This is a genomic window from Photobacterium ganghwense (genome assembly GCF_017329545.1).
GTDB classification, from domain to species: Bacteria; Pseudomonadota; Gammaproteobacteria; order Enterobacterales; family Vibrionaceae; genus Photobacterium; species Photobacterium ganghwense.
This window is the reverse complement of record NZ_CP071326.1, coordinates 643,413-667,267: the sequence shown is the minus strand read 5'-3', so window position 1 is coordinate 667,267 and position 23,855 is coordinate 643,413. Positions and strand designations below refer to the sequence as shown.

At 46.7% G+C, this 23,855-nt stretch carries 25 protein-coding genes; 12 read left to right on the top strand and 13 right to left on the bottom strand.

Translation table 11 applies throughout. The features are described 5' to 3' along the window. The first annotated feature begins 338 nt into the window (after window positions 1-338). The 3 genes from FH974_RS18955 to gcvP all read left to right on the top strand — a co-directional run bounded on the left by FH974_RS18955 (window position 339) and on the right by gcvP (window position 5,107). Window positions 339-1,634, top strand: a complete 1,296-nt coding sequence (locus FH974_RS18955; RefSeq protein WP_047884491.1) for a serine hydroxymethyltransferase — start codon at window positions 339-341, stop codon at window positions 1,632-1,634. An 87-nt stretch (window positions 1,635-1,721) separates the two neighbouring features. Then, window positions 1,722-2,102: a glycine cleavage system protein GcvH gene (gene gcvH, locus FH974_RS18950; RefSeq protein WP_047884492.1), complete on the top strand. Its 381-nt coding sequence runs from the start codon at window positions 1,722-1,724 to the stop codon at window positions 2,100-2,102. A gap of 125 nt (window positions 2,103-2,227) precedes the next feature. Next, entirely contained in the window at window positions 2,228-5,107 is a 2,880-nt protein-coding gene (gene gcvP, locus FH974_RS18945; protein WP_047884493.1) for an aminomethyl-transferring glycine dehydrogenase, read from the top strand. Window positions 5,108-5,369: 262 nt separating this feature from the next. Here gcvP and FH974_RS18940 read toward each other — a convergent pair whose 3' ends face one another. From FH974_RS18940 to FH974_RS18900, 9 genes are all read right to left on the bottom strand, one after another. Next, a complete protein-coding gene (locus FH974_RS18940) occupies window positions 5,370-5,753 on the bottom strand; it encodes a VOC family protein (protein WP_047884494.1) in 384 nt (127 codons plus the stop codon). A 430-nt stretch (window positions 5,754-6,183) separates the two neighbouring features. Beyond that, on the bottom strand, window positions 6,184-6,558 hold the full coding sequence (locus FH974_RS18935; RefSeq protein WP_047884495.1) for a GreA/GreB family elongation factor: 375 nt from the start codon (window positions 6,556-6,558) through the stop codon (window positions 6,184-6,186). 705 nt (window positions 6,559-7,263) lie between these two features. Further along, on the bottom strand, window positions 7,264-7,683 hold the full coding sequence (locus tag FH974_RS18930; RefSeq protein ID WP_047884496.1) for a GNAT family N-acetyltransferase: 420 nt from the start codon (window positions 7,681-7,683) through the stop codon (window positions 7,264-7,266). Window positions 7,684-7,706: 23 nt separating this feature from the next. After that, window positions 7,707-8,174, bottom strand: coding sequence for an OsmC family protein (locus FH974_RS18925; RefSeq protein WP_047884497.1), 468 nt, complete (start codon window positions 8,172-8,174; stop codon window positions 7,707-7,709). A gap of 178 nt (window positions 8,175-8,352) precedes the next feature. Next, the gene (locus FH974_RS18920) at window positions 8,353-9,594 is read right to left on the bottom strand and encodes an NRAMP family divalent metal transporter (RefSeq protein WP_047884498.1); all 1,242 of its coding nucleotides are present in this window, start codon (window positions 9,592-9,594) and stop codon (window positions 8,353-8,355) included. 322 nt (window positions 9,595-9,916) lie between these two features. Then, complete coding sequence (locus tag FH974_RS26460; protein ID WP_047884499.1) at window positions 9,917-10,591, bottom strand: P-loop nucleotide/nucleoside kinase family protein; 675 nt, start codon at window positions 10,589-10,591, stop codon at window positions 9,917-9,919. Window positions 10,592-10,621: 30 nt separating this feature from the next. After that, window positions 10,622-11,191, bottom strand: a complete 570-nt coding sequence (locus FH974_RS18910) for a pyridoxamine 5'-phosphate oxidase family protein (protein ID WP_047884500.1) — start codon at window positions 11,189-11,191, stop codon at window positions 10,622-10,624. A 292-nt stretch (window positions 11,192-11,483) separates the two neighbouring features. Beyond that, window positions 11,484-12,152 (bottom strand): glutathione S-transferase family protein, encoded by a 669-nt coding sequence (locus FH974_RS18905; protein ID WP_047884501.1) that lies wholly within the window; start codon window positions 12,150-12,152, stop codon window positions 11,484-11,486. Between the two features lie 11 nt (window positions 12,153-12,163). Beyond that, window positions 12,164-12,775: a glutathione S-transferase gene (locus FH974_RS18900; RefSeq protein WP_047884502.1), complete on the bottom strand. Its 612-nt coding sequence runs from the start codon at window positions 12,773-12,775 to the stop codon at window positions 12,164-12,166. Between the two features lie 107 nt (window positions 12,776-12,882). On the opposite strand from FH974_RS18900, the gene FH974_RS18895 reads away from it, so the two are divergent. Beyond that, window positions 12,883-13,458, top strand: coding sequence for a TetR/AcrR family transcriptional regulator (locus FH974_RS18895; protein ID WP_047884503.1), 576 nt, complete (start codon window positions 12,883-12,885; stop codon window positions 13,456-13,458). Window positions 13,459-13,625: 167 nt separating this feature from the next. Here the strand turns inward: FH974_RS18895 and FH974_RS18890 are convergent, their stop codons facing one another. Continuing rightward, on the bottom strand, window positions 13,626-14,156 hold the full coding sequence (locus tag FH974_RS18890) for an HPP family protein (protein ID WP_047884504.1): 531 nt from the start codon (window positions 14,154-14,156) through the stop codon (window positions 13,626-13,628). A gap of 268 nt (window positions 14,157-14,424) precedes the next feature. Between FH974_RS18890 and FH974_RS18885 the strand changes: the two genes are divergently transcribed. Further along, window positions 14,425-15,003 (top strand): TetR/AcrR family transcriptional regulator, encoded by a 579-nt coding sequence (locus tag FH974_RS18885; RefSeq protein ID WP_047884505.1) that lies wholly within the window; start codon window positions 14,425-14,427, stop codon window positions 15,001-15,003. 170 nt (window positions 15,004-15,173) lie between these two features. On the opposite strand, the gene FH974_RS18880 is transcribed toward FH974_RS18885, so the two are convergent. Next, window positions 15,174-16,379, bottom strand: a complete 1,206-nt coding sequence (locus FH974_RS18880; protein ID WP_047884506.1) for an MFS transporter — start codon at window positions 16,377-16,379, stop codon at window positions 15,174-15,176. 141 nt (window positions 16,380-16,520) lie between these two features. Here FH974_RS18880 and FH974_RS18875 point away from each other — a divergent pair, with 141 nt between their 5' ends. Next, window positions 16,521-17,108, top strand: coding sequence for a TetR/AcrR family transcriptional regulator (locus FH974_RS18875; protein ID WP_047884507.1), 588 nt, complete (start codon window positions 16,521-16,523; stop codon window positions 17,106-17,108). A gap of 173 nt (window positions 17,109-17,281) precedes the next feature. On the opposite strand, the gene FH974_RS18870 is transcribed toward FH974_RS18875, so the two are convergent. After that, the gene (locus FH974_RS18870) at window positions 17,282-17,812 is read right to left on the bottom strand and encodes a GNAT family N-acetyltransferase (RefSeq protein WP_047884838.1); all 531 of its coding nucleotides are present in this window, start codon (window positions 17,810-17,812) and stop codon (window positions 17,282-17,284) included. Between the two features lie 393 nt (window positions 17,813-18,205). Between FH974_RS18870 and FH974_RS18865 the strand changes: the two genes are divergently transcribed. Continuing rightward, window positions 18,206-19,105 carry an EamA family transporter gene (locus FH974_RS18865; protein ID WP_047884508.1) on the top strand — a complete coding sequence of 300 codons (900 nt, stop codon included), beginning with the start codon at window positions 18,206-18,208 and terminating at the stop codon, window positions 19,103-19,105. 9 nt (window positions 19,106-19,114) lie between these two features. Next, window positions 19,115-19,711, top strand: coding sequence for an NADPH-dependent FMN reductase (locus tag FH974_RS18860; RefSeq protein ID WP_047884509.1), 597 nt, complete (start codon window positions 19,115-19,117; stop codon window positions 19,709-19,711). A 206-nt stretch (window positions 19,712-19,917) separates the two neighbouring features. Here the strand turns inward: FH974_RS18860 and FH974_RS18855 are convergent, their stop codons facing one another. Next, window positions 19,918-20,229, bottom strand: a complete 312-nt coding sequence (locus tag FH974_RS18855; RefSeq protein ID WP_047884510.1) for a hypothetical protein — start codon at window positions 20,227-20,229, stop codon at window positions 19,918-19,920. A gap of 332 nt (window positions 20,230-20,561) precedes the next feature. On the opposite strand from FH974_RS18855, the gene FH974_RS18850 reads away from it, so the two are divergent. From FH974_RS18850 to FH974_RS18835, 4 genes are all read left to right on the top strand, one after another. Continuing rightward, complete coding sequence (locus FH974_RS18850) at window positions 20,562-21,266, top strand: HAD family hydrolase (protein ID WP_107193834.1); 705 nt, start codon at window positions 20,562-20,564, stop codon at window positions 21,264-21,266. A gap of 358 nt (window positions 21,267-21,624) precedes the next feature. Then, the gene (locus FH974_RS18845) at window positions 21,625-22,158 is read left to right on the top strand and encodes a cytochrome b (RefSeq protein ID WP_047884511.1); all 534 of its coding nucleotides are present in this window, start codon (window positions 21,625-21,627) and stop codon (window positions 22,156-22,158) included. Window position 22,159: 1 nt separating this feature from the next. Then, window positions 22,160-22,729 (top strand): YceI family protein, encoded by a 570-nt coding sequence (locus FH974_RS18840; protein ID WP_047884512.1) that lies wholly within the window; start codon window positions 22,160-22,162, stop codon window positions 22,727-22,729. Window positions 22,730-23,082: 353 nt separating this feature from the next. Then, window positions 23,083-23,832, top strand: a complete 750-nt coding sequence (locus FH974_RS18835; RefSeq protein WP_047884513.1) for a DUF2076 domain-containing protein — start codon at window positions 23,083-23,085, stop codon at window positions 23,830-23,832. The last annotated feature ends 23 nt before the right edge of the window (window positions 23,833-23,855 follow it).

The following is a 23,855-nucleotide window of genomic DNA, read 5'->3' as shown; positions in this document are numbered from 1 at the left end:
GGGTAAGCAACATTTGTAACGTTTTAAAAACACCCTGACCAGCACACAATATTGTGAAAAAGTTAGCGCTATTGTAGAAATTCAGGTGACAAAAGGCAAACGTTTGCGTAAGATTGCCGCCATTAAAGTACATCGTATTCCACTATTGGAAATTTTTGTTTAATCGGCTATCTATAATGAAGTATGTTACGCAGTTGTAAGATCTCGGGGCCACACTCAACCGATACGGTCTACCCGGTACAGGCAACCCGCGGCAAACATTATCCATAACGAACAACACGCTTTGGCTCGGAACAAGGAACCTCCCTTACAAGAGCGCGATTAGAGGATAACGTGAAATGAAAGCTTCATATCAAAACCACGATTTAGAGATGTTTTTCTCCACCAACCTGGCACAGGTTGATGGTGCCGTGAATGCCGGGATTGCCGCAGAGCTTGACCGTCAGAACCAGCAAATCGAGCTGATTGCTTCTGAGAACATCGTCTCTAAAGCGGTAATGCAAGCCCAGGGTAGCTGCCTGACTAACAAATATGCAGAAGGCTATGCCGGACGCCGTTACTACGGTGGTTGTGAGCACGTTGACGAAGTCGAGCGCATCGCGATTGCCCGCGCCAAACAACTTTTCCAATGCGAATACGTAAACGTACAGCCACACTCAGGCGCACAGGCAAACGGCGCAGTAATGCTGGCACTGCTGCAGCCGGGTGACACGATTCTGGGTATGTCACTGGATGCCGGTGGCCACCTGACTCACGGTGCACGCCCTGCACTTTCCGGTAAGTGGTTTAACGCTGTTCAGTACGGTGTGGATAAAGATACCTGCGAAATCAACTATGAACAGGTTCGAGAGCTGGCACTGGAAAGCCAGCCTAAGCTGATTATTGCCGGTGGTTCAGCCATTCCTCGTCAAATCGACTTTGCTAAGTTCCGTGCGATTGCAGATGAAGTCGGTGCTTACCTGATGGTCGACATGGCACACATTGCCGGTTTAATTGCAGCAGGTGAGCACCCAAGTCCGATTCCCCATGCTCACGTCGTAACTACGACGACACACAAGACACTGCGTGGTCCGCGTGGCGGGATGATTCTGACGAATCACGAAGAAATTAATAAGAAAATCAACTCTGCGGTTTTCCCTGGCCTGCAAGGCGGTCCGTTGATGCATGTCATCGCGGGTAAGGCCGTCGCACTGGGTGAAGCGCTAGAGCCGGAATTCAAGCTTTATATCAAGAATGTGATCAGCAACGCGAAAGTCTTGGCCGAAGTGCTGCAAGCTCGCGGGTGCGATATCGTGACCGGCGGTACAGACACGCACCTGATGCTGGTAGACCTGCGTCCTAAAGGTCTAAAAGGCAATCAGGTTGAAGAAGCGCTGGAGCGCGCCGGTATCACTTGTAACAAGAACGGAATCCCGTTTGATCCTGAAAAACCGATGGTGACATCAGGTATCCGCTTGGGTACGCCTGCGGGTACAAGCCGTGGCTTTGGTCAGGATGAGTTCAAACAAATCGGTGAATGGATCGGTGATGTTCTGGACGGTCTGGCAGCAAACCCGGAAGACAACAGTGCGGTAGAGCAGCAAGTGAAGCAACAGGTACAGAAACTGTGCAGCCGCTTCCCGCTTTACCACTAAGTATAAAGAAACGGAATAACAACACCGGCTGGCTACCGGCCGGGAAAACTAACAATATCTGCGGAAAGATTGCGCAAGGAGTTATACATGGAAAATACACTGAAGTTCACTGAAAGCCACGAGTGGGTACGCGACAACGGTGACGGCACTATCACTATGGGTATCTCTGACCACGCTCAAGGTCTACTTGGTGATGTTGTATTTGTTGATCTGCCAGAAGTTGGTGACACAACGGAAGCCGGCGAATCTTTCTCACTGGTTGAGTCTGTAAAAGCGGCGTCTGACATCTATGCACCGGTTTCAGGTGAAATCGTTGAAATCAACGAAAACCTGGAAGACAGCCCAGAGCTGGTTAACGAAGAACCTTATGAAGGCGGCTGGATTGCTAAAATCAAGATCTCTGACGTTGCAGAGCTTGAAAAACTGATCGACGGTGAAAAATACCTAGCCACTATCGACGAAGATTAATTGAGTCACCGGTTTTTAGGCTTAGCCTGAAAGCCGGTCTTCCATCTACACAACTCAATTTTTCGATGACCCGTCTGATGCATGATGCTCACAAGCATCAGATAGTAACTGTTCAGGAAAGAACCATGACCGACATGACTCTTCTAAATGCACTGAGTGACGACAAGGAATTTGTAGCTCGTCACAATGGCCCGGATTCAGCACAACAAAAACACATGCTGGAAACCATTGGCGTCGCTAGTCTCGAGCAGCTGATTGCTGAAACTGTACCGGCTGCTATTCGTCTGCCAGAGCCAATGAAGCTAGACGCTCCACTGAGCGAAGCAGATTTGCTGTCATCGCTGAAAGCTATTGCCAGCAAAAATATCATCAATCGCAGTTATATCGGTCAGGGTTACTACAACACCTACACCCCTAACGTAATCCTGCGCAACGTGCTGGAAAATCCAGGCTGGTATACCGCTTACACACCATACCAACCTGAGATCTCACAAGGTCGTCTGGAATCACTGCTGAACTACCAGCAGATGGTGATGGATCTGACGGGCATGGAACTGGCCAACGCTTCCCTGCTTGATGAAGCAACCGCAGCGGCAGAAGCCATGACCCTGTGTCAGCGCGCCAGCAAGAACAAGAGCAAAGCGTTCTTCGTTTCTAACGATCTACATCCGCAAACTGTTGATGTTGTTCGTACCCGTGCCGGTTACATCGGCATTGAAATCATTTCCGGCAGCATTGACGAGCTGGATAACCACGATGTCTTTGGTGCACTGGTTCAATACCCAGGCACAACAGGTAACATCGTTGACCTGACAGAAATCATCGAAAAAGCGCACGCGAAGAAAACACTGGTTGCTGTTGCTTCCGACCTGCTGGCACTGACCCTGCTGAAATCGCCGGGCGAAATGGGTGCAGACGTTGTCATCGGTTCTGCCCAGCGCTTTGGTGTACCAATGGGCTTTGGTGGTCCACACGCTGGTTTCATGGCAACTAAAGATGCTCACAAACGTACAATGCCAGGCCGCGTTATCGGTGTCTCTAAAGATGCGCGTGATAACCAGGCACTGCGTATGGCAATGCAGACGCGTGAACAGCACATCCGTCGCGAAAAAGCGACCTCTAACATTTGTACTGCGCAGGCACTGCTGGCCAACATGGCTGCTTTCTACGCGCTGTACCACGGTCCGGAAGGGCTGCGTAAGATCAGCCGCCGTGTCCACCACCTGACAGCAATTCTGGCTGCGGGTCTGCGTAATACCGGTATCGAACTGGCAAACGACACCTTCTTCGATACTCTGACTCTGAACACTGGCAAGAAAACAAACGAATTCTACAAGAAAGCGTTGGATGCGGGCATCAACCTGCGTAAGTACGATACGCAACTGGGTATCAGCCTGGATGAAACAACCAAAGTTGAGCACGTTGAGGAACTGCTGGCTCTGTTTGGTGGTGACAACCTGAAAGCATCCATGTTCACAGCTGATATCGCGAGCGATGAGTTTGCCGCGATTCCTGAAAGCTGTCGCCGCAGCAGCGCATACCTGACGCACACTGTGTTCAACAAGTACCACAGTGAAACGCGCATGATGCGTTACATGAAGAAGCTGGAAAACAAAGACTACTCACTGACCCACGGTATGATCCCACTGGGCAGCTGCACCATGAAACTGAACGCGGCCGCTGAGATGATTCCAATTACCTGGCCTGAGTTTGGTGCGCTTCACCCGTTTGCTCCTGCAGAGCAAACCAAAGGCTACGCAGAACTGACCGACAAGCTGTCTGAAATGCTGTGTTCAGTGACTGGCTACGATGCATTCTCACTGCAGCCTAACTCTGGTGCTCAGGGTGAATATGCCGGTCTGGTTGCGATTCAGCGCTACCACGAAGCGAACGGCGAAGGCCACCGCAACGTCTGTCTGATCCCAAGCTCAGCGCACGGTACTAACCCTGCTTCAGCTGCCATGGTATCAATGAAGGTCGTTGTTGTTGGTTGTGATGCAAACGGCAACATCGACGTTGAAGATCTGAAAGCGAAGATTGAGAAGCACCGTGATAACCTGTCGTGCATCATGATCACCTACCCTTCCACTCACGGTGTCTACGAAGAGACCGTACAGGAAGTTTGTGAACTGGTACACGCAGCTGGCGGCCAGGTTTACCTGGACGGCGCGAACATGAACGCACAGGTTGGTCTGACTAACCCAGGTTTCATCGGCTCTGACGTTTCTCACCTGAACCTGCACAAAACGTTCTGTATCCCACACGGTGGCGGCGGTCCGGGCATGGGTCCAATTGGTGTGAAATCTCACCTGGCACCATTCCTGCCTGGCCACGTTGAGAAATCAGAAAGCGACAAGCCTCAGTACGCGGTTTCTGCTGCAAACTTTGGTTCAGCGTCGATTCTGCCAATTTCTTATGCTTACATCGCGATGATGGGCGAAGAAGGTCTGTCGAAAGCAACAAGCCTGGCAATCCTGAACGCGAACTACGTGATGGAACGTTTGCGCCCACACTACCCAGTACTCTACCGCGGTACTCACGGTCGTATTGCGCACGAGTGTATTATTGACATCCGTCCAATCAAAGAAGCGTCAGGTATCTCTGAAGAAGATGTTGCCAAGCGCCTGATGGACTACGGTTTCCACGCGCCAACCATGTCATTCCCGGTTGCCGGCACCCTGATGATTGAGCCGACTGAATCGGAAGACCTGACTGAGCTGGATCGTTTCTGTGATGCCATGATCTCAATCCGTCACGAAATTGCCCGTGTTCAGGATGGTGAGTGGGATCTGAAAGATAACCCACTGGTTAATGCACCTCACACTCAGGCTGACATTATGGATCCAGAGTGGAACCGCAGCTACAGCCGCGAACTGGGTTGCTACCCATCAGCACACACGAAAGAGTCGAAGTACTGGCCAACCGTTAACCGTGTTGACAACGTGTACGGCGACCGTAATCTGGTGTGTTCTTGCCCAAGCATCGAGAACTACATCGAAGATTAATAGATACTTTTTCTGATATACCAGAAAAACATAAAGGCGAACCTCAGGGTTCGCCTTTTTACTTTCTTCGGCAGCAAATTCTTAGACGGCCTGGCGTCAACATGCAGAATTCGGGATCAAAAAAGCGAACCGTTAGATTCGCTTGATCAATGACTTTACTACCCCAACGGGTTAACACGTGGTCACTATAAGGGTTGATACCAGCTTCTAATGCCTACATGTTGCCACTTATTGAAGGTTTAACGCTGTTGTCTACCGAGGTTCAGGCCTGAACACGGTACATGGCACAAAGCTTATTACCGTCCGGATCACGGAGGTAAGCCAGATAAATTGCGCCAAATGGGGTATCACGCACGCCTGGTGGCTCTTCAATAGACATGCCGCCATTCTCGACACCGGCAGCATGCCAGTTGTCTACGGCTTCCTGCGTCTTGGCATAGAAACCAATGGTGCTACCATTCGCTGACGTTGCTGGCTGGCCATCAATCGGGCGAGTAATGGCAAAGAAACCTTTGTCATTCGAATACACATAACGCTCATCGCCGACACTGACTCCTGAACGGTAGCCCAATGCGCCAAAAATAGCGTCGTAAAAGTGCTTTGATTTTTCCAGGTCATTGCTACCAACAAAAACGTGGCTGAACATGACGCTCTCCTGTTTCACTAGATTAATAATATTTTCACCTTATTACAGTTCTTACATGCTTAACGCTTGCTTAATAAGGCTGTCTTTAAGACGGGTGAATAATAACGCTAAATCAGTGAAAAGTTTATGATCGTCTTATCAATATATCATTTTCAACACAGCTATCATTTCCGCGTTGTTCAGTGCTTAACCGTTCATTACAGAATAAATAATAAAAAGCCAGTATGAAATCATACTGGCTATATGATGAAAATACGTATTTATAATTACTTTTTACGGCTTTTACGTTGTTTTTCGACAGTGTTTTCAGCGGCTTTCTCCTGTTTTGCTTTACGTTTTTCTTTTAAACTTAACTGCGGTTTTTTCAAATCTTTTTTACTCATTTTAACTCCTTACCAAAATGGTCTTGCTAAAAAGCTTATACAAGTTCTTAAATGGTTTTTTTCGGCATGACGGTAGTAACTTCAAACCGATGCACTCTGCCCCACACATAGATCTCAAACTGATCGCTTTGCGAAAGCCCGAGTAACATTCCTCCTAAGTACGAATACGATGATATCAAACCATGTTCCGGTTCACTGTGTTGTGATGAAACCAGGATGACATGAGAGTATTCGTTAGTGACTAAGTTTAAAAAACTGATTCTGTCACCAACCGCGATTTTTCTTCGGCAAGGTGACAGCTTATTTTTTTCATGTTTTTCCAGAAGATGTTGTAAAAACAGAGGGGACTGATAAGTCACCACATCACTGGTTAAAATAAAACGTTGCAATAATGCAGCAACAAGCTGAATTATTTTAAGCACTATTTCCTCTTAATTATCCATAAACTACTATTTAGTACCTTACGAAAATATCAACTTTATTTTTATCTGTTATAAATCGTATTTAATGCTTTGACTCTATCAAACAAAAAAGATAAATCAACTAGAGATAAAGCCCATTAAGTAGCAAGGACTTTAAATAAACATAAAGCAGCGCTAACAACTATTTAAATAAATCATTGTGAGATTAAAGTTCAACATCATTAACAAATTTAGACGAAAAAATGATTGTAACCAATTGCTTCATAATATTAAAAATGTACTAAAATATAATTCGTCTAATAGATTTTATATTCAAATTTCGTCATAAAATCAGATAAACAATACTAAAACATCAATTATAAAAATTAATATTAAGATATCGGCAAAATTAATGAATTTTATTTTCAACGGATGTTGGTCCACAAAAAAGCATCTCTGACAACTAAACATCATGCGTCAAAAACTGTGTAGTCATAGATAAAAAGAAAATTTGTCCTCCCTTAATCAACAGATACTGCGCGCAAAAATGGAAAAAATAAGCGTGCATGAGATAAATGAGTGTAGAAATAGTTTAAACAATCAGAAAAACAGGGAGTGGTGTCACTCCCTGTTTATTTTGTCGCAGCCAACGGATACGAACCAAACAGATCAGCACTGGCACTAAGCTCTTTTATACGCAAAAGTACCGGTGCGAGAAGATGGCTATCAGGTGTGAGGAGACTGAGGTAGAAATTTTTTTGTCATTCCCTCGCTTCGGGGAGCGGTTAGCCGATACCCCAGTTTTTCATAGAATGAGGGTTCGTCAGCAATCATCGAAACATACGAGCCTTCCAGCACTGTGCGCTGTAAATAACGGTCGATATGATGCATTACTTGTTTGCCAAGCCCCTGCCCCTGATATGCAGGGTCAACCGCGACATCGACAATTTCAAAATTGCATGCGCCGTCCCCAACGACACGCCCCATTCCTACCAGTTTGGTGTTATCACGAATACACACCATGTACAGTGAGTTGGGTAGCCCAATTTTTGCCGCTTCCAGGGATTTGGCTGACAGCCCGGCTGTCACCCTAAGCGCCACGTATTCTTCCGTTGCCGAAAGTGTTTCTGTAATTTCAAGATTCATGTTTCCACCGAATCAACCTTGGTTCAAACCAAAATTTCTGTTGTCACTTCCGTTTTCACGGAATTAGCAATAAAGCAGTTTTCGTGTGAAATATGATGGAGTTTTTCCAGTTGCTCAACCGTTGGCTGACGTTCCCCGGAAAATGTGATTTTGGGTCGTAAAGTCACTTTCGAGACAAAGGTCCGACCGTTTTCATCATCTTCCATGATACCAACAGCATTATCGACATAAGACTCGACCACATAATTCCGCTTGGCAGCAATCGATAAGAACACCAGCATATGGCAGCTTGATAATGCAGCCACCAACGCTTCTTCGGGATCCACATTGGCTTCCACAGAGTAAGGTAGCGGTACAACATGGGGAGAGGATGACGCAGGCACGGTGACACCGCCATCAAACGACCAGGTATGGCCGCGACTGTATTTATTGTCGCTGAAGGCTTCATCCTTGCCGCGTGTCCATTTCACTTCCGCCGTATATTCTGCCATCCTGGCTCTCCGTTAATGCGTTGATTGTTCGTTTATCCTGAGATAACGAGCAGAGACACGAAATCACAGGTCTAAGGCCCGCTAACCCTATCATAATTTTCAGATTTTACTCAACAGAAACAAAAAAGGCACACCATGAGGGCGTGCCTTTACATTTATTTAAACAAGCGCTTTAACTTTACGCGCCGAAGAATTTGCCGATGAAGTTACTGATGTTGGTCGCACTGGCAGCGCCCATGACCAATACAATCGCACTTCCCATCAGAGTCAGCCACATTGGGTGACGGTAATCGCCAACGATATCTTTACGTTTCGTTGCTACCAGTACTGTCGCCAACACAATCGGCAGAATAAGACTGTTCACCAGGCCCGCCAGCATTAACAGCAAAATCGGCATGTTCATGAACACCGTGCCTAGGCTGGTTACCAGAATAAAACCGACACACCAGGCTTTCTCATTACGGGCAATGGCCGGAAACAGGGTTTTCACCAATGAGATAGCCATGTAAGAGTTACCCACCACAGAGGTGATAGAGGCAACAAAGAGCACCAGACCGAAAATGAAATAACCCACCTCGCCAGCTCCGTGACGGAATGCATCAGCAGCCGGATTTTTCGCGTCCAGAGTAACGCCGGTTACCAGCACACCAAGAATCGCCATGAACAGCAGAATACGAATGACCACGGCGATGGAAATACCCGCCCATGCAGCACGTTTAATGTCTGCTACATTGGCTTCGCCTTTCAGGCCGATATCAACCAGACGTTGTGCCCCCGTGTAATAACCGCCCACAGCGCCACCAACAATGGTCAGTGTCGGCAGCAACAGGTTACCGTAATCAGAAGGGGCTACCGCAGCAATTGCTGTTGGCATCAGCGGCGGCAGACTGGTCATCGCAACATAAGCAATCAGCACAATCATGAATAACCCAAGGTAACGAGCCATTTGATCCATTCGTTTTGACGCATTATGGATAACAAACAGCAGGCTACCGATAATACCGGTAAACAGCGCTCCCCATCCGGTATCCACTCCCGTCAGTACCTGAATACCCAGAGCCGAGCCGCTGACATTACCAAAGTTAAAGGCAACGGCACCCAAAGCCAACAGGATACCAATCGGGTAACCCAGCCCCGGCGCGACGCGGTTGGCGATGTCCTGAATCCGCAGGCCGGATACGCCGACAATGCGCCACAGGTTCATGACAATACCAAAAGTGATGAACATGGAAGCAAACACAGGAAATGCCATGTCAATCTGATACATGTTGGTAAACACGGCAGTTTGCGTCAGGAATCCCGGCCCCACAGAGGTGGTTGCCATGAGAAACGCTACGCTGAGAATGGCTTTGGTCTGCCAGCTGGTTGACTGATTGACTGACTGGGCTGAAGATTCAACCGATGGTGTGACTGATGACATGATTCTGATCCTTTTTGTGTCTCCCTCTTTTAGAAAAAAAGAAAGACAACTGACAGAATCAGTTGTGCAATAAAGGTGGTCTGCTGACCGACTTTGTTTTTCGGAGCCGGATGATATCGATTACGCAAACGGTTGTCCAGTCTTAATGATAAATTTATTCATTTTTGTCAGACAAAAATGTTCATGCGTATTGTCCCTGTATCCCGGCCGCACCAAAACGCAGATTGGAGAGCCCTGTTTGAGCTTTGGAGGTATAACTTTGGAGGTGTGGCTGAGGTATAGCTTCGAGAGATGGCTTAAAAGTATGGCTCTCTTAACCAAATCATTTAACGTCTTTAGCAAGCTCCAATCCATGCTGAGCTAAAGCAGCCAATAAGCTCTGAAATGCTTCTTCCTCACTCCGATGGCTGGTGTCGATATGAATGACCTCTCCTGACCAGGGATGGTATTCCCGGTTCTGAATTTGCTCCCAATCCGGTAAGGAGAGATTATCGATCCAATGAATACGCTCACCAACCCGTTGTTCCACTCGGCGACGATGTTCGCCCTTGTCGGAACAGCAAATTTCGATATCGACAAAGGATATTCGGGCTTCGTCCTCTTCCCCATCAGCCATTCGTGCACCGAAAGCGACTTGCATATCGATTTCCGTTTCGATTTCAGGCGATGTACTGTCTTTAGGAGCCGATGTTGCCCAAAAGATCCGTTCTTCATCGGCATCAAGCGCTACCTGCTGCCACTCTTTTCGAGTCAACCAGATAGGATTGCAGGAATCGGCAACAACCGAATTCCCGAGCAACAGGTTGTCTCTGGCAATACGGTAACTGAGCCGATACCCTTCACCTTCGACCTGAATATGACAAAGGTCACGTAACCCTTGCTCAATAGTATCTATCCTCAAATAGGTAGCCTGACAATGCTGAGCCAACATCTTAGCAAGCGTCGTTTTGCCTGTCGCAGGCAACCCCGAGAATATAAACAGAATGGGAGCACGCAAAGAATCTGTCCTATATGGCGTGAATTACCGCTATTCCTTCGGACTTTGCAAACCGGCACGCTCGACAATCTCAGTGTCAAAACCGTCGATACTCTGCTGATTTTTTTTAACCCAGTAATCCTTGATACCGGCTTCACCGGTTCGTTCAAACCAGTTGTTTAATTCCTGCCGATCGCCCTGATAGTCGTAATAAGGCACAGACATTCCGCAAGACGATTGTACTTTTTCAATGTCCAGCACATACACTTGCCGCGCGGCGACACTGGGCGGGAACAAATCCAACAAACTCGACCAGGCACCGTCGCTGGCATGGACTACCCGCGCCTGCCCGTAAGCCCTCAAAATCAAAGGCTCTCCTTCAAAAGCACAGAACATGATGGTCATGCGGGGGTTACGCAGCACATGCGCAGCCGATTCATTGCCACTTCCGGTATGGTTGAGCCAGGCGATAGTATTTTCATCAAGTACACGCAGCGAATCTCCGCCTTTGGGCGAAATATTTACAGTACCAGTTTCTGCCGCCGTCCCGACAAAAAATATTTTCTGCTGTTCAATGAAATCAATCTGTTTGTCTGTCAGTTCTGAATAAAGTTTTCCCATACAGTGCTTCCTTAACGTCCTTTCGATTCGACTCGCATGCCAAGAGTGGATTTTATGCTTTTCACAGAGGGCAACCACATACGCTGGAAAACACTCACGCTCTCCCTTAAGTGATGTATTTAGTTTATCAACATGCTGCATGCCTTTCGTAAACATTCCATCAATCTCAGCAGCAAACACTCAAAATAAGAGTGATGTCTCATTCTTATGCGCCATATAAAATAAAAGCGAACCCTGGGGTTCGCTTTTGCAGACTCTGACAATTGTTTAGTCACGCCGACCAAGTCACCGATTACTTGGTCACCATTTTACTGATCTGTTTTGCTTTTTCTTCCGGATCAATATCTTCTGACGGCGGAGTGTTAATGCCTTTAATACACGCCGGACGCTCAGCCAATTCGTTCATCCAGCGTTGAAGGTGATCCAACCCTTCAATGTCAATCCCGCTCCAGTCATAGATTCGAACCCATGGCCAGGTCGCCATATCCGCAATGGTATAGTCCTCCCCGGCAAGATAGCGATGCTTAGCCAGCTGTCCGTTCATCACTTCAAACAAACGCCGGCCTTCCTTCTGGTATCGGTCGATAGCTGGCTGAATTTTTTCTGGAAAGTAGCGATAAAAGACATTCGCCTGACCCATCATAGGGCCTACACCTCCCATCTGAAACATCAGCCACTGAATAACCTGAGAGCGTGCTTTTTCGTCTTTAGGCAGAAACTTACCGGTTTTCTCGGCGAGGTACAGCAAAATAGCCCCAGACTCAAACACAACAAAATCGTCATTGCTTTTGTCGATAATCGCCGGAATACGGCCATTGGGATTGATGGCAATAAAGGCAGGCTCTTTTTGCACATTTGTCGACAAATCCAGAGCATGCACAGTATAGTCGAGCCCCATTTCTTCCAGTGCGATAGAAATTTTGTGCCCGTTCGGCGTTGCCGCTGTATAAAGTTCAATCATATCAGTACCTGTTACTGAAACGCGGGACGTGCTGCTACCGTTTCAAACCAGCGGGCAATATTTGGGTATTGCTCGAGCACGCTAAACGCCAATCCGTTGATTGCGAAGTTCACAAAAATAAAGGCCGTAATATCAACAATTGTGAAGCGGTCAGAAACCACATAAGGACTTTCTGCCAATTGCTTATCCAGTAGCGGTAAAAAGGCACCAACACGCTCTTTGGATTCCTGCCCCCACTCGGCAACACAGTTTTCCCGGTCACTGTAAATAGCAGTGATGTTCCTAAACGCCTGAAAAGCAGCGTAAAGCCCCTGAAACTCAACAACTCTGTGCCACATCTCTACCTTGGCTTTTTCCACAGCCGTACGGCCAAAAAGCGCCAGGTCATTCTCCACCGCTTCATCAAAATACCGGCAGATTGCCACACTCTCACAAATTGTTGTTCCGTCATCCAATTCCAGCAACGGTACTTTGCCATTCACGCTTTTGGAGCTGAACGCAGGCTGCAGGTTATCCCCTTCTCTGACATTCAACGCGATTCGGTCCACCTCAACCCCAAGTTCTTTCAAAAAAATTGAGACACGCTTACAGCTCGGTGTCATGGCCGTTTCATAAATCTTCATTTGCTGGTCCTTATGCTTTTTCTAACCGATCGTTTAGGTTATACTTTAGACAGTTTCAGAACGTTCGGTCAAGAATAAATTACAAGCTGTTTCAGAGTAGGTGTGCGATGGCAAGAAAAGCGAATTTCGACAGGGATGAAAAGTTGATGGAAGCGATGGCGCTTTTCTGGCAGAAAGGTTATGCCAATACCGCGATTTCAGATTTGGTGGATGCACTGAATATCAATCGCTTCAGTCTTTACAATGCATTTGGCGATAAGCAGCAGTTGTACTACGAAGCATTGGATGCCTACCTCAATAAAATTTCTTTTCCTTCATTGTCTGAATTAACAAAGGAAACATCTTCAATGCCGGATCTGGAATCTTTTCTGAAAAGGTTTGCGGCTATTCAACGGCAAAACACAAGCGGATGCTTTATGCAAAATGCGCTGGTTGAACATGCTGGTGAAGATCAGCACGTGCTGACAAAAGGCAACGCGTTGTTTGACCAGTTATTGCTTGTGATCACGCATGCAATACTAAATGCACAGCAAAGCAATGAAATAAAATCGTCTCTGCCTGCAGAGGATCTGGCTCGTCTGATTTTAAATCACATGCAGGGGATGCGAGTTCTGGGAAAAAGTAAACGTTATGACGACCTGGATACCGCACTGAATTGTCTGCTGACATTGCTTCGCAGTTAATCTCTTTATTGCGCGATAAATTGTGTAGCTCATCTGTTAACTGCGCAGATCTTTTGTTGACTGCACCGCCTCTCTACTGAGGGGGCAGCCCTTTCGATATCACGCCTCTGGCTATTTCCTGATTGACCAGCAAGCCAACAAACTGGCTTGCTGGTTTATCCAAACAATTAGCTCTTCTGCCTGGAAACACCATGCCAGTAAACCGGCCAGCGGTTTTCTTTGCCAAGATTATTAACAAAGGACGCGATTAGCACCAGCATCACACTACCCACCAGCACTGGTGTGATCAGAAAATCAAAACCGACGGCTTGCTGACCAGCAAGAATCACAGCTAATGGGTTTGCGCCCGCCGGCGGATGCACCACCCTGAAATATTGCATTAGCATAATGGCGACACCCACAGCAAGTGCCATTACCAGCATCGAATCCCCGAAAGTGTACAACGCAACCAACCCGACTGCCGCAGTAACAAAATGGCCACCAATCACATTTCTCGGCTGCGCCAGCGGGGAGTCAGGCACGGCAAACAATATGACGCAGGTTGCACCGAAAGGTGCCATCAGCCATGCACTTCCCGTCGTTTGTGTGAGTAATCCCAAGGTTAATATGCCCAGAAACCCACCTATCAGGCCTTTTAGTAGCTGAACATTACTTGGTTTTGGCGGCAACGATCCGCCTCCTTTTAGCTTTTTCATCATCATCTCCTGAGAATTTATCGAGCCAAATTTTTGAAGCTCTTCTGGCAGCTTTAATCAAAGCTTGTATCGCGAAACATTTGTAAACGTATTTCGTGTCATCCACATGGCTTAAAGACGAACCGTACAGCGCTTTCCACCCCTGAGTAGTGTAACCTCACGGGTGTACAGATCTGTACACAACAAAAAGAATACAGATCTGTACACCTGAGCGCAAGAATCTTTTATGATAGGCGTTAAATTATTTCGGAACGCCTGAGGAGGATGAGCCGTGAGTAAGAAAGATCACATCCTGAATATCGCTGAAGCGCTGTATAACGAATTAGGATATACCGCCGTTGGCGTAGATTTGATTCGGGATAAAGCCGCCGTATCGAAGACATCGATGTACCGCCACTTCGGTTCGAAAAACAAACTCATTGAAGCCGTCTTAATTCGCCGCCATCAGCGCTTTGAGGAAGAACTGCAAGCGGTGACAGATGCACAGCCAGAACCGTTTAGTAAACTTGATGCCTTATTGGACTGGCATTTTTCGTGGTTTCACGCTTCCGACTTTAAAGGCTGTATGTTCATGCATGCCCTGGCGGAGTTCAAAGGCCATGATCAGGCAATTGCCGAGCACGCACTTGCCCATAAAGCGTGGTTGAAAACATTAATGCAATCTCTGGTGCTAGCGCTAAATGATCGTAATGATCAAGAAGATCTCACCCACTGGGTCCATGAGCATGCCGAAATATTGCTGACATTCCTTGAGGGAATGATAGTGCGAGCAGAATTTGGAGACAGTACTTCTTATGAATCGTCATACCGGAAAACGATGAACAGCCTGCTTCGTCAATCCGTGAAATGATTAAACGCGCTTTTTATTTACGCATGATTGAAAAAACCAAGTTAGCGCCAAGCCCCTAACTTGGTTAGATAAAACCAGTACTCTCAACTGGCGTTTTGTCGTTCTGATCCCCTAAGAGGCTAAGCTCCTAAGAGTATGAGTTCCTAAACTTATAAGCAGCGAAAAGAAAATTAAAACTTCTGTGAGACTGTCGCAACGGCTCGATTCCTGCCAGTAAACTGATACAAAATCGCCAGCAAAAAGACCAAAATACCGGAAAAGACAGCCAGCAGAAAACCGGAAGATATACCGTGCTGATCAATAAACCAGCCACCTAAAGCCGCTCCCGTCGCAACGCCAATACTCAAACCGGTAATCATCCAGGTTAACCCTTCGGTGAGCTTGGTTTGAGGCACCATTTTTTCGACTATCCCCATCACAATAATCATGGTTGGTGCGAAAAAGATTCCTGACAGGAAAAGTACGCCAGCCAGCATCCATAAATTACTGACATACATCAATGGTAAGGTTGTTAACGCTGTTGCCGTTGCCGCGATGGCCAACTGATGATTCAAAGTTCGCTGTGGCTTCATTGCACCAAAAGCCAGCCCCGCCAGGCATGAGCCAATGGCATAAACAGAAAGTACAAAACTTGCCGCGACTTGCTGTCCTTGCTGCTCCGCAAAGGCCACGCTGATGACATCAATAGAACCAACAATTGTCCCTAGAGCAATCAACACCAGAATAAGTGTGATAAATGCAAATGATGTTAATAGTGGCGGGCTGTCATCGATTGGTTCAGGCGTAACTTTTGGTTCGGTTTTCTTCTGCATGACAAACGCCGTCACTCCAACGGCAAGAAGCAGGCTCGCAACCAAAGGACCAGCTTCCGGTGCGACGATTACACTTAATCCTACGGCCAGCGGCGGGCCAAGAATAAAACAGACCTCATCCAGTACTGATTCAAGCGAATACGCGGTATGCAAATCCGGTGTATCCCGTAAAATTTCCGTCCAGCGAGCTCTAACCATCGCAGGCATACTTGGCATTAATCCGGCTAAGGATGCCAGAACAAATAAAATCCAGTCCGGCACGCCCATCCTGACTGAAAGTAATAACAACCACATTGCCAGTACACTAACGACAGTGACATAAGGTAATACTGTAGATTGCCCCAAACGATCCACTGCCCGCGAAATTTGTGGAGCCGCAAATGCCATTGTGAGCGTAAAGGTCGCGGCTAACGCACCTGCTAACCAATAAGAATCGCGCAGTTGGGCCACCATTGTAATGATTCCAATGCCCACCATCGAAATTGGCATTCTTGCCACTAACCCTGCCAAAGTGAAAGCCACAGTCCCCGGCTTTTTAAACAATAATCGGTATGGATTGGCCATATTTTCTCCTTAAAAATCCATTTATCGAAATTTGCTGCATTCCCAACACATTCACATACGCAGCGTATATTAAAATATTTGACATACACAGCGTATGTCAAATATTTTAATACCCGACATTTGTTCAAAAAGGACTGCATGATGACACGCCGAACCCGTGCCGAAATGATGGAAGAAACACGGTTAAAACTGTTAAACACAGCTCGCCAGCACTTTGCGAATGCTGGCTTTTTTGAGACGGTGATGGATGATCTAACCGCACAGGCAGGACTGACACGCGGTGCTCTTTACCATCATTTTGGTGATAAGAAAGGGTTATTTTTTGCCGTATTACAACAAGTTGATGCGGAAATGGATGAGCGACTAGCGGCCATCGCCTCAGAGATTCAATCACCATGGGACGCCTTTCTGGCTCGTTGTCATGCTTATCTGGCCATGGCGACCGAACCTGAAATTCAGCGGATAGTGCTGCGCGATGCGTATTCTGTTTTAGATGCAGAACAATTACACAGCATCAGGCTCAATTGCATCAGCGCCATATCCGACAGACTGCGTACTTTAATGGATCTAGCCATTATTAAAGAAAGCGACCCGGAACTTCTGGCCCGATTTATAAACGGTGGATTGATGGAGTCTGCTCTCTGGATATCCAGACATGACCAGCCCGATGCAGCATTGCACCAAGCTATTGAGAGCACAAACCTATTTCTTGAAGGACTGCTTGCTTGAAGAGTTAATTGCTTAAAGATCTGCTTTCCCAGTGACAGAAATGAGCCTGATGCTGGCTGACTAACTCCGTGAACCGTTCTTCACGGAGTGTCAATCGCCTCTCGTACAACAATCAGTGTTATGCAGAGATAATTCTGGGACAATGCGGGAACTATGCTGGAACTACGCAGGAGCTATGCCGGCAATTTACAATAAATGAGGGTATTACCCAGTTCTCCGTTGGGTAACCGACGGGCATTGAGTAATGTCGCTTCATGGTTGTAACCGCAACGTTCTGCGATAGCGCGACTTTTTAGATTTTTATCTGCCATACAAATCTGAATACGGTTGGCATTTAACGTTTCAAATGCATAATGCTCCACCAGCTTAACCGCTTCTGTCATGTAACCTTTACCTACAGCTGAGTTTCGTAACCAGTATCCGATTTCAAACGAAGGCACGGTTTTATCCAGGATCGTTAACCCTAACACCCCCAATACACGCTCGGTCTCTTTGCAAATTAGGGTGTAACGCAACTCACCTTCAAACTTTTCTCTGTTTGTGATCGCTTGCTGCATGTTCTCAGCAATATCATCTAAAGATGACACAACATGTGGCCACGGCATAAACCGCCCCAGTACTTCCCGACTCTCTTCGAACGCCTCATACATGGATTCAACATGACACATATTGGGTAATTCAAGTCTTATTCGATGATTTTCCACCACTCCGGCCTCCGTAACGTTTTGTTTCTTTCCTTCCTCGTTGATGCAAAATCAAAGCCTGCATCATTACACAAACATCAAAACAAACACCGAAATGCATTGATTTGAATATAAAAATCATCTTACCAGACAAATCCATAACCTCCAGCGCCTATTTAACACCTTACTTCTGTGAATTATCCCTTAACTATCTTTAACAAAAGATACTTGACCATAACAAACCAACCCGCTAGATTAAAAGTATCTCTAATGTGAGATACTTTTAATCATCATATTCACGTTAACCCAGTCAGGACATCGCGATTAACTGCCTAGCAGATCGCTGGCAACAATTTAACTGCTCGCACTCAGTTAACTGTTCGCACTCAACAAGTGCGTCATCAAGGAGAAGTCATGGCCAAGCACACATTACTCTTAAATTTGCTGATTACAGCACTTGCACCGATGGTTTGGGGCAGTACCTACATTGTAACGACGGAACTGTTGCCGCCGGATATGCCCCTACTGGCTTCAACACTGCGGGCTCTACCTGCCGGATTGATTCTGTTAGCCTTGTGCCGGACGGCTCCCCGCCGTGGATGGTGGGTACGAGTGGCCATACTCGGCATCCTGAATATTGGCGCTTTCTTCTATTTTCTCTTTGTCGCTGCGTATTATTTGCCGGGAGGAATTGCCGCTCTGGTCATGTCATGCCAGCCATTGATTGTGATGTTCTTCAGCGTCATGCTGCTTAAAACCAGACTCAGTTTTCACCATGCGCTGGCCGCGGTGTTTGGTATCACAGGCGTCGCTATGCTGGTTCTCAATGCCAGTGCAGGAATCAGTTGGCAAGGCATTCTGGCCGGAGTTGCAGGCTCAATCTGTATGGCTGGCGGTATTGTGCTGACCAAATACTGGGGGCGTCCGGATGGACTGTCACTGCTCAGTTTTACCGGCTGGCAGCTCACTTTCGGTGGTTTGTTCCTGCTGCCTCTGACGTTGTTACTGGAAGGGCTCCCATCAAGTCTGACAGTGAATAATGTCTTGGGTTACAGCTACCTGGCATTAATCGGCGCAGTATTCAGCTATATGATCTGGTTCCGAGGCATCGAAAAGCTGCCGACAGTCACCACATCTTTCATTGGTTTCCTTAGTCCTGTTTCTGCCTGTCTGTTGGGGTTCTTTATCCTGGGTGAAACATTGTCTCAATACCAGTTACTCGGCGCGTTCAGCATTGTCATTGCACTGTATTTCTCCCTGCCCCGACCTCAGGCAGCAACCACAACCACTTTAACGACTCAGCTATCAAAATAGGACAATACCATGAATGTATTAATTATCTCTGGCAGTCAGCGCGAAGCATCTCAGAGCCTGCATGTGGCAAATTACTTAAAAACTCAGAGCCTGAAGCAAGGCTTTACACGCGCAGATGTTCTGGATCTACATGATCTGGCACTGCCTTTCTGGAATGAAGGATTTTGGTCAGGCTCCGAGGAGTGGAACGGCTGGCAGCCAGTGGCTCAGACACTCCAAGCAGCCGATGCAGTAATTCTCATCACGCCTGAGTGGCATGGTATGGCGACACCCGCCCTGAAAAATTTCCTGTTACTTTGTACAGATAAAGAGCTGGGACACAAGCCGGTGTTATTGACCAGTGTGTCTGCCAGTATCAATGGCGTGTATCCCATTTCGGAGTTGCGTATGACGGGTTCGAAAAACAATCACGCCTGCTTCATTCCTGATCACCTTATCTTCAGACAGTCGGAAGCGTTAATTACGCAGGATCTCCAATGCAGCGATCATCATTTTTCGGAACGCTGTAGCTACACCTTACACCAGTTGAATGCCTACGCTCAGGCCCTGAAAGATGTACGTCGCTCCCTTGATGGTTTATCAGAAAAATTCCCATACGGAATGTAACCAGCCACCATTAATTCAGCGATCGTTGCTACAACGATCGCTGCTACAGTGACCATCTGATACTAAACTGTCGGTATCTCTCTTTAACAAAAGTGCACGCTTTTATTCAAGTACTCTTTCTCGAATTGTGCCTTGTTTTTCTGCTGCTCTGAGTATCCGTGCACAGCCCTCAAAGAATACAGGTGAAATAGCGTTACCACAGAGAGTTACTGAGGGACCAAAGTAAACCAGCACACCAGTCCGCCACTGGCGAGACATGCTGACCAAGCATAAAAATGATCAAACTGCGCACTCTTAATGATGACTAAATAAGCAAGGCGCAGTACAAAAACCAGTTCCACCAGTAATTGCAATGGAAACAATGACATACCATATACATTTATCAGCAGTGAAGCCGAGGAATCACTCACCTCAGCAACATTTTCTCCTTGGGTATGTAACCAGAGAAATTTGTATAAAACCAGAAACAACACAAAGAGCAGATGGTTAGCGGTCAATATCAGCAGTGTCTTTTTCATTGTCCGCGCTCCTTGTTCCTAATAGTAAAACAATGCATGCCTGCGCGTAGAAAGGCATATAAGTAGATAGATATATTGTTGATTTATTAAATCTATAGGCAGAAATGGAACAAAGATCCAACTCCAGTTATCAGGTTTATGAAATACAAAGAATGAGGTGTCGGGAGGTTAGCACGCCCTCACCCTGCCCTGATTTTGACTTTCTCCTGCCGACTTAAAAAGTACATCTTGTCGCAACATAAGTGTCACACATCTTGCATAGGCTTGTTGCAAACTGAGCGGATGCCAGTAGAAACTGAATATTAGTACTCACAATAAAATAGGAACAGACGTTGATCTCCAGTATTCCTACAGCAAAAGCCAATCCTTACCTCGCTGTGTTTGACCTCGATGAAACCCTCATCGCCGCTGATTCCGCCAGCTTGTGGATTGCTTACCTGGTTGAGCAAGGTATCGCTCCCGCTTCACTGCTTGAGGAAGAGCAGGAAATGATGAAAGCCTACGCAAAAGGTGAAATGGATATGGATGCTTATATGGCAGCCACCTTAAAGCCAATCGCGGGCATGGACTACCAGGCTCTCAATGCCTTGGTTGACGACTTCATCGAGAAAAAAATCAAGCCAGCCTTATATGATGACGCCATTGAACGCATTCAATGGCACAAAAAGCGGGGAGATAAAGTGCTGATCATCTCAGCAACTGGCGAACACCTGGTCAAACCCATTGCTGCCATGATAGGCGCAGACGATGCCATTGCCATAAAACTTGAACATATCAACGGTATTTTAACCGGAAAGACCTCAGGAACTCTGACCTATCAACATGGAAAGGTGATAAGGATGAAAGCTTGGCTGGATGAGCAGGACACCCAATTTAAGGGCAGTTATGGCTACAGTGACTCCATTAATGATTTACCTATGCTGGATGCGGTAGACCGTCCTTTCGCGGTAAATCCGGATCCGGCACTGGCGCTCCATGCACAAATGAATGAGTGGACCATCATGGACTGGCGCCACGAAAATAACATTTTGCGTTAATGCGGATTGAGAAAAACATTCCGCGCAGAAAAAACGGTCTCCATGCAAAAAGTGCCCCTTGAAATAGAGCTTTCCGGGGCCACGCCAAAAACCATATCCAGAGCCGTAACTGCATTGCAGGTACGGCTCATTTTTTCTCACACCATTTTCAATGAGACTTCTATCTCATTCTGAAACAAATACTTTTCCGTCAAACCGATCATAAAATTTGTCTTTTTTACCGTCATATCGCTAACTTAGGCATCAAATGGAAAAGGTTCATTCAAATTATTCGATGTTGTTGTTCAACTACGACACCTTATATTCTTTTTCAGACAATCTAAAATAGTAATCATTCATAGTGATGAGTGTGCCGGTCATGAAACAAAAACAAGTTTACGACCCATTAACGGTCATTATCCATTGGCTGACGGCAATCGTTGTCATTGGGCTCTTTGCAGTAGGCTTCTGGATGGTAGATCTGAATTACTACTCAAAATGGTATCAAACCGCACCGTTCTGGCATAAGTCAGTCGGTATCTGTCTGGCAATTGTCACGGTTTTTCGTTTGTTGTGGAAATTATTAGCAAAATCACCCGTAATCGAAGGTGCACGCTGGGAAATAGTGAGCGCTAAAATCGCCCATTTTCTGCTTTACCTGATGATGTTTGGCATTTTTATGTCTGGGTATCTGATTTCGACTGAAGACGGGCGAGCTATTGACGTTTTTAATTGGTTTTCTGTACCCGCGATGGGCGAACTGTTTCCAGATCAGTCTGACATTGCAGGCGAAATCCACGAATACCTGGCATATGGCCTGATAGGACTCGCAGTAATCCATGCTTTGGCTGCGTTAAAGCACCATTTCATCAACAAGGACAATACATTGAAAAAAATGTTGGGAGTTAAATAATATGAAGAAACATTTGATTGCTTTGGGCTTAATGGCGGCAGCCTCTGTACCAACTATTGCCAACGCCGCTGACTACGTGATTGATACTAAAGGCGCGCACGCTTCAATCAACCTGAAAGTTAGCCACCTGGGTTACAGCTTCATTAAAGCACGTTTTAATAAATTTGACGGCTCATTTAGCTATGACCCGCAAGATCTGGCTGCATCCAAAGTAACAGTCAATGTTGATACTTCAAGTTTTGACAGTAACCACGCTGAGCGTGATAAGCACGTTCGCAGTGGTGATTTTCTTGACGTTAGCAAATACGGTACCGCGACTTTCACATCAACAAAAGTAGAGCCTAAAGCAGATGGTGAAATGACCATTTATGGTGATCTGACACTGCATGGCCAGACAAAACCTCTGGAAATTGATGCTAAATTTGTTGGTGCAGGTGAAGACCCGTGGGGCGGCTACCGTGCCGGTTTCACAGGCTCAACCCGTATTGAACTGAAAGATTTCGGTATTCAGGTAATGGGTACATCCAGCTATGCTGACCTTGAACTGCATGTTGAAGGTATTCGCCAGTAATACTGACGAAATCATGACTTGCCGTCACTTCTGCAAAGCTTTAAAAATCCGGCTAAGGCCGGATTTTTTATTCCATTTTCGGCTTTCGCCAGGTAGCCTTTGAGCTGTATTGCCTCTTACCCAGTAAGTCTGGCTGTGAGTTTTTGCAAATGCCAAACGCTAACGGAACAGTCCGCCCTGAACTTCTGGTTCACTCCTCCACCATACCGTTTGCTTCTCATCCTATTATCACTCAGTTACGTATAGTTACAGATTTAAATAGGAACCCTCGGCTACGATGGTGGTCATAAATCCAAATATTAACTAAAGTGCTACTTCAAGTGCAATCCGTACATATTTAGAGAAGGTAAACCATGACTCCACAAGAAAAAGAGCTCATCTTAAATGTTGCCAACAAACTGAAGCAAAGCCCGAAAAAGAACAAAGATGCTGATGCTGAAAGCCTGATCAGCAATGAAATTGCTTCACAGGAAGATGCCATTTACAAACTGACTCAGGCTGTACTGGTTCAGGAGATGGCGCTTAAAGAGCTCAAGCAAAAGAACGACTACCTGGAGCAGTGCGTTGAGCACCATAAAACGGAAGCTAATCGCGGTGCTCTGAGTAAAATGATGGGGGGCAGCCGCCCTGAGCCGATGCCACCTCGCCCTGTTCATCAACCAAGTGCCTTCGGCAGCTTCATGCAGACTGCTGCCAGCGTAGCCGTTGGTATGGTTGCAGGACACATGATCAGCAATGCCCTGTTTGGCAATGATGACCCAGCAGCAGAAACTGCAGCTGCGGACACGGCATCGGCAGATGCTGCGGCAGCCGATACCGCAACAGCTGATTCTGTCACTGAAACAGCATCCACTGATGCCGCACAGGAAAACACTGGTGGTTTCCTGGATGACAGCTCAAGCTTCGCATCAGATTACACCGATGGCAGCACAGGTTTCGGAAACGCCGGATTTGAAGAAAGTGGTTTCGGCAGCGCCGGTTTCGACGACAGTTTTGCCAGCGCGGATCCAACCCGATTTGGTGGTGATAACTTTGGTGAAGGCGGCTTTGGCGAAGATAGCTTTCTAGGCGGAGACGATTTCGGCTTCGACGAAGACGTGTAAATAAGACCACAGACTTAGATCTA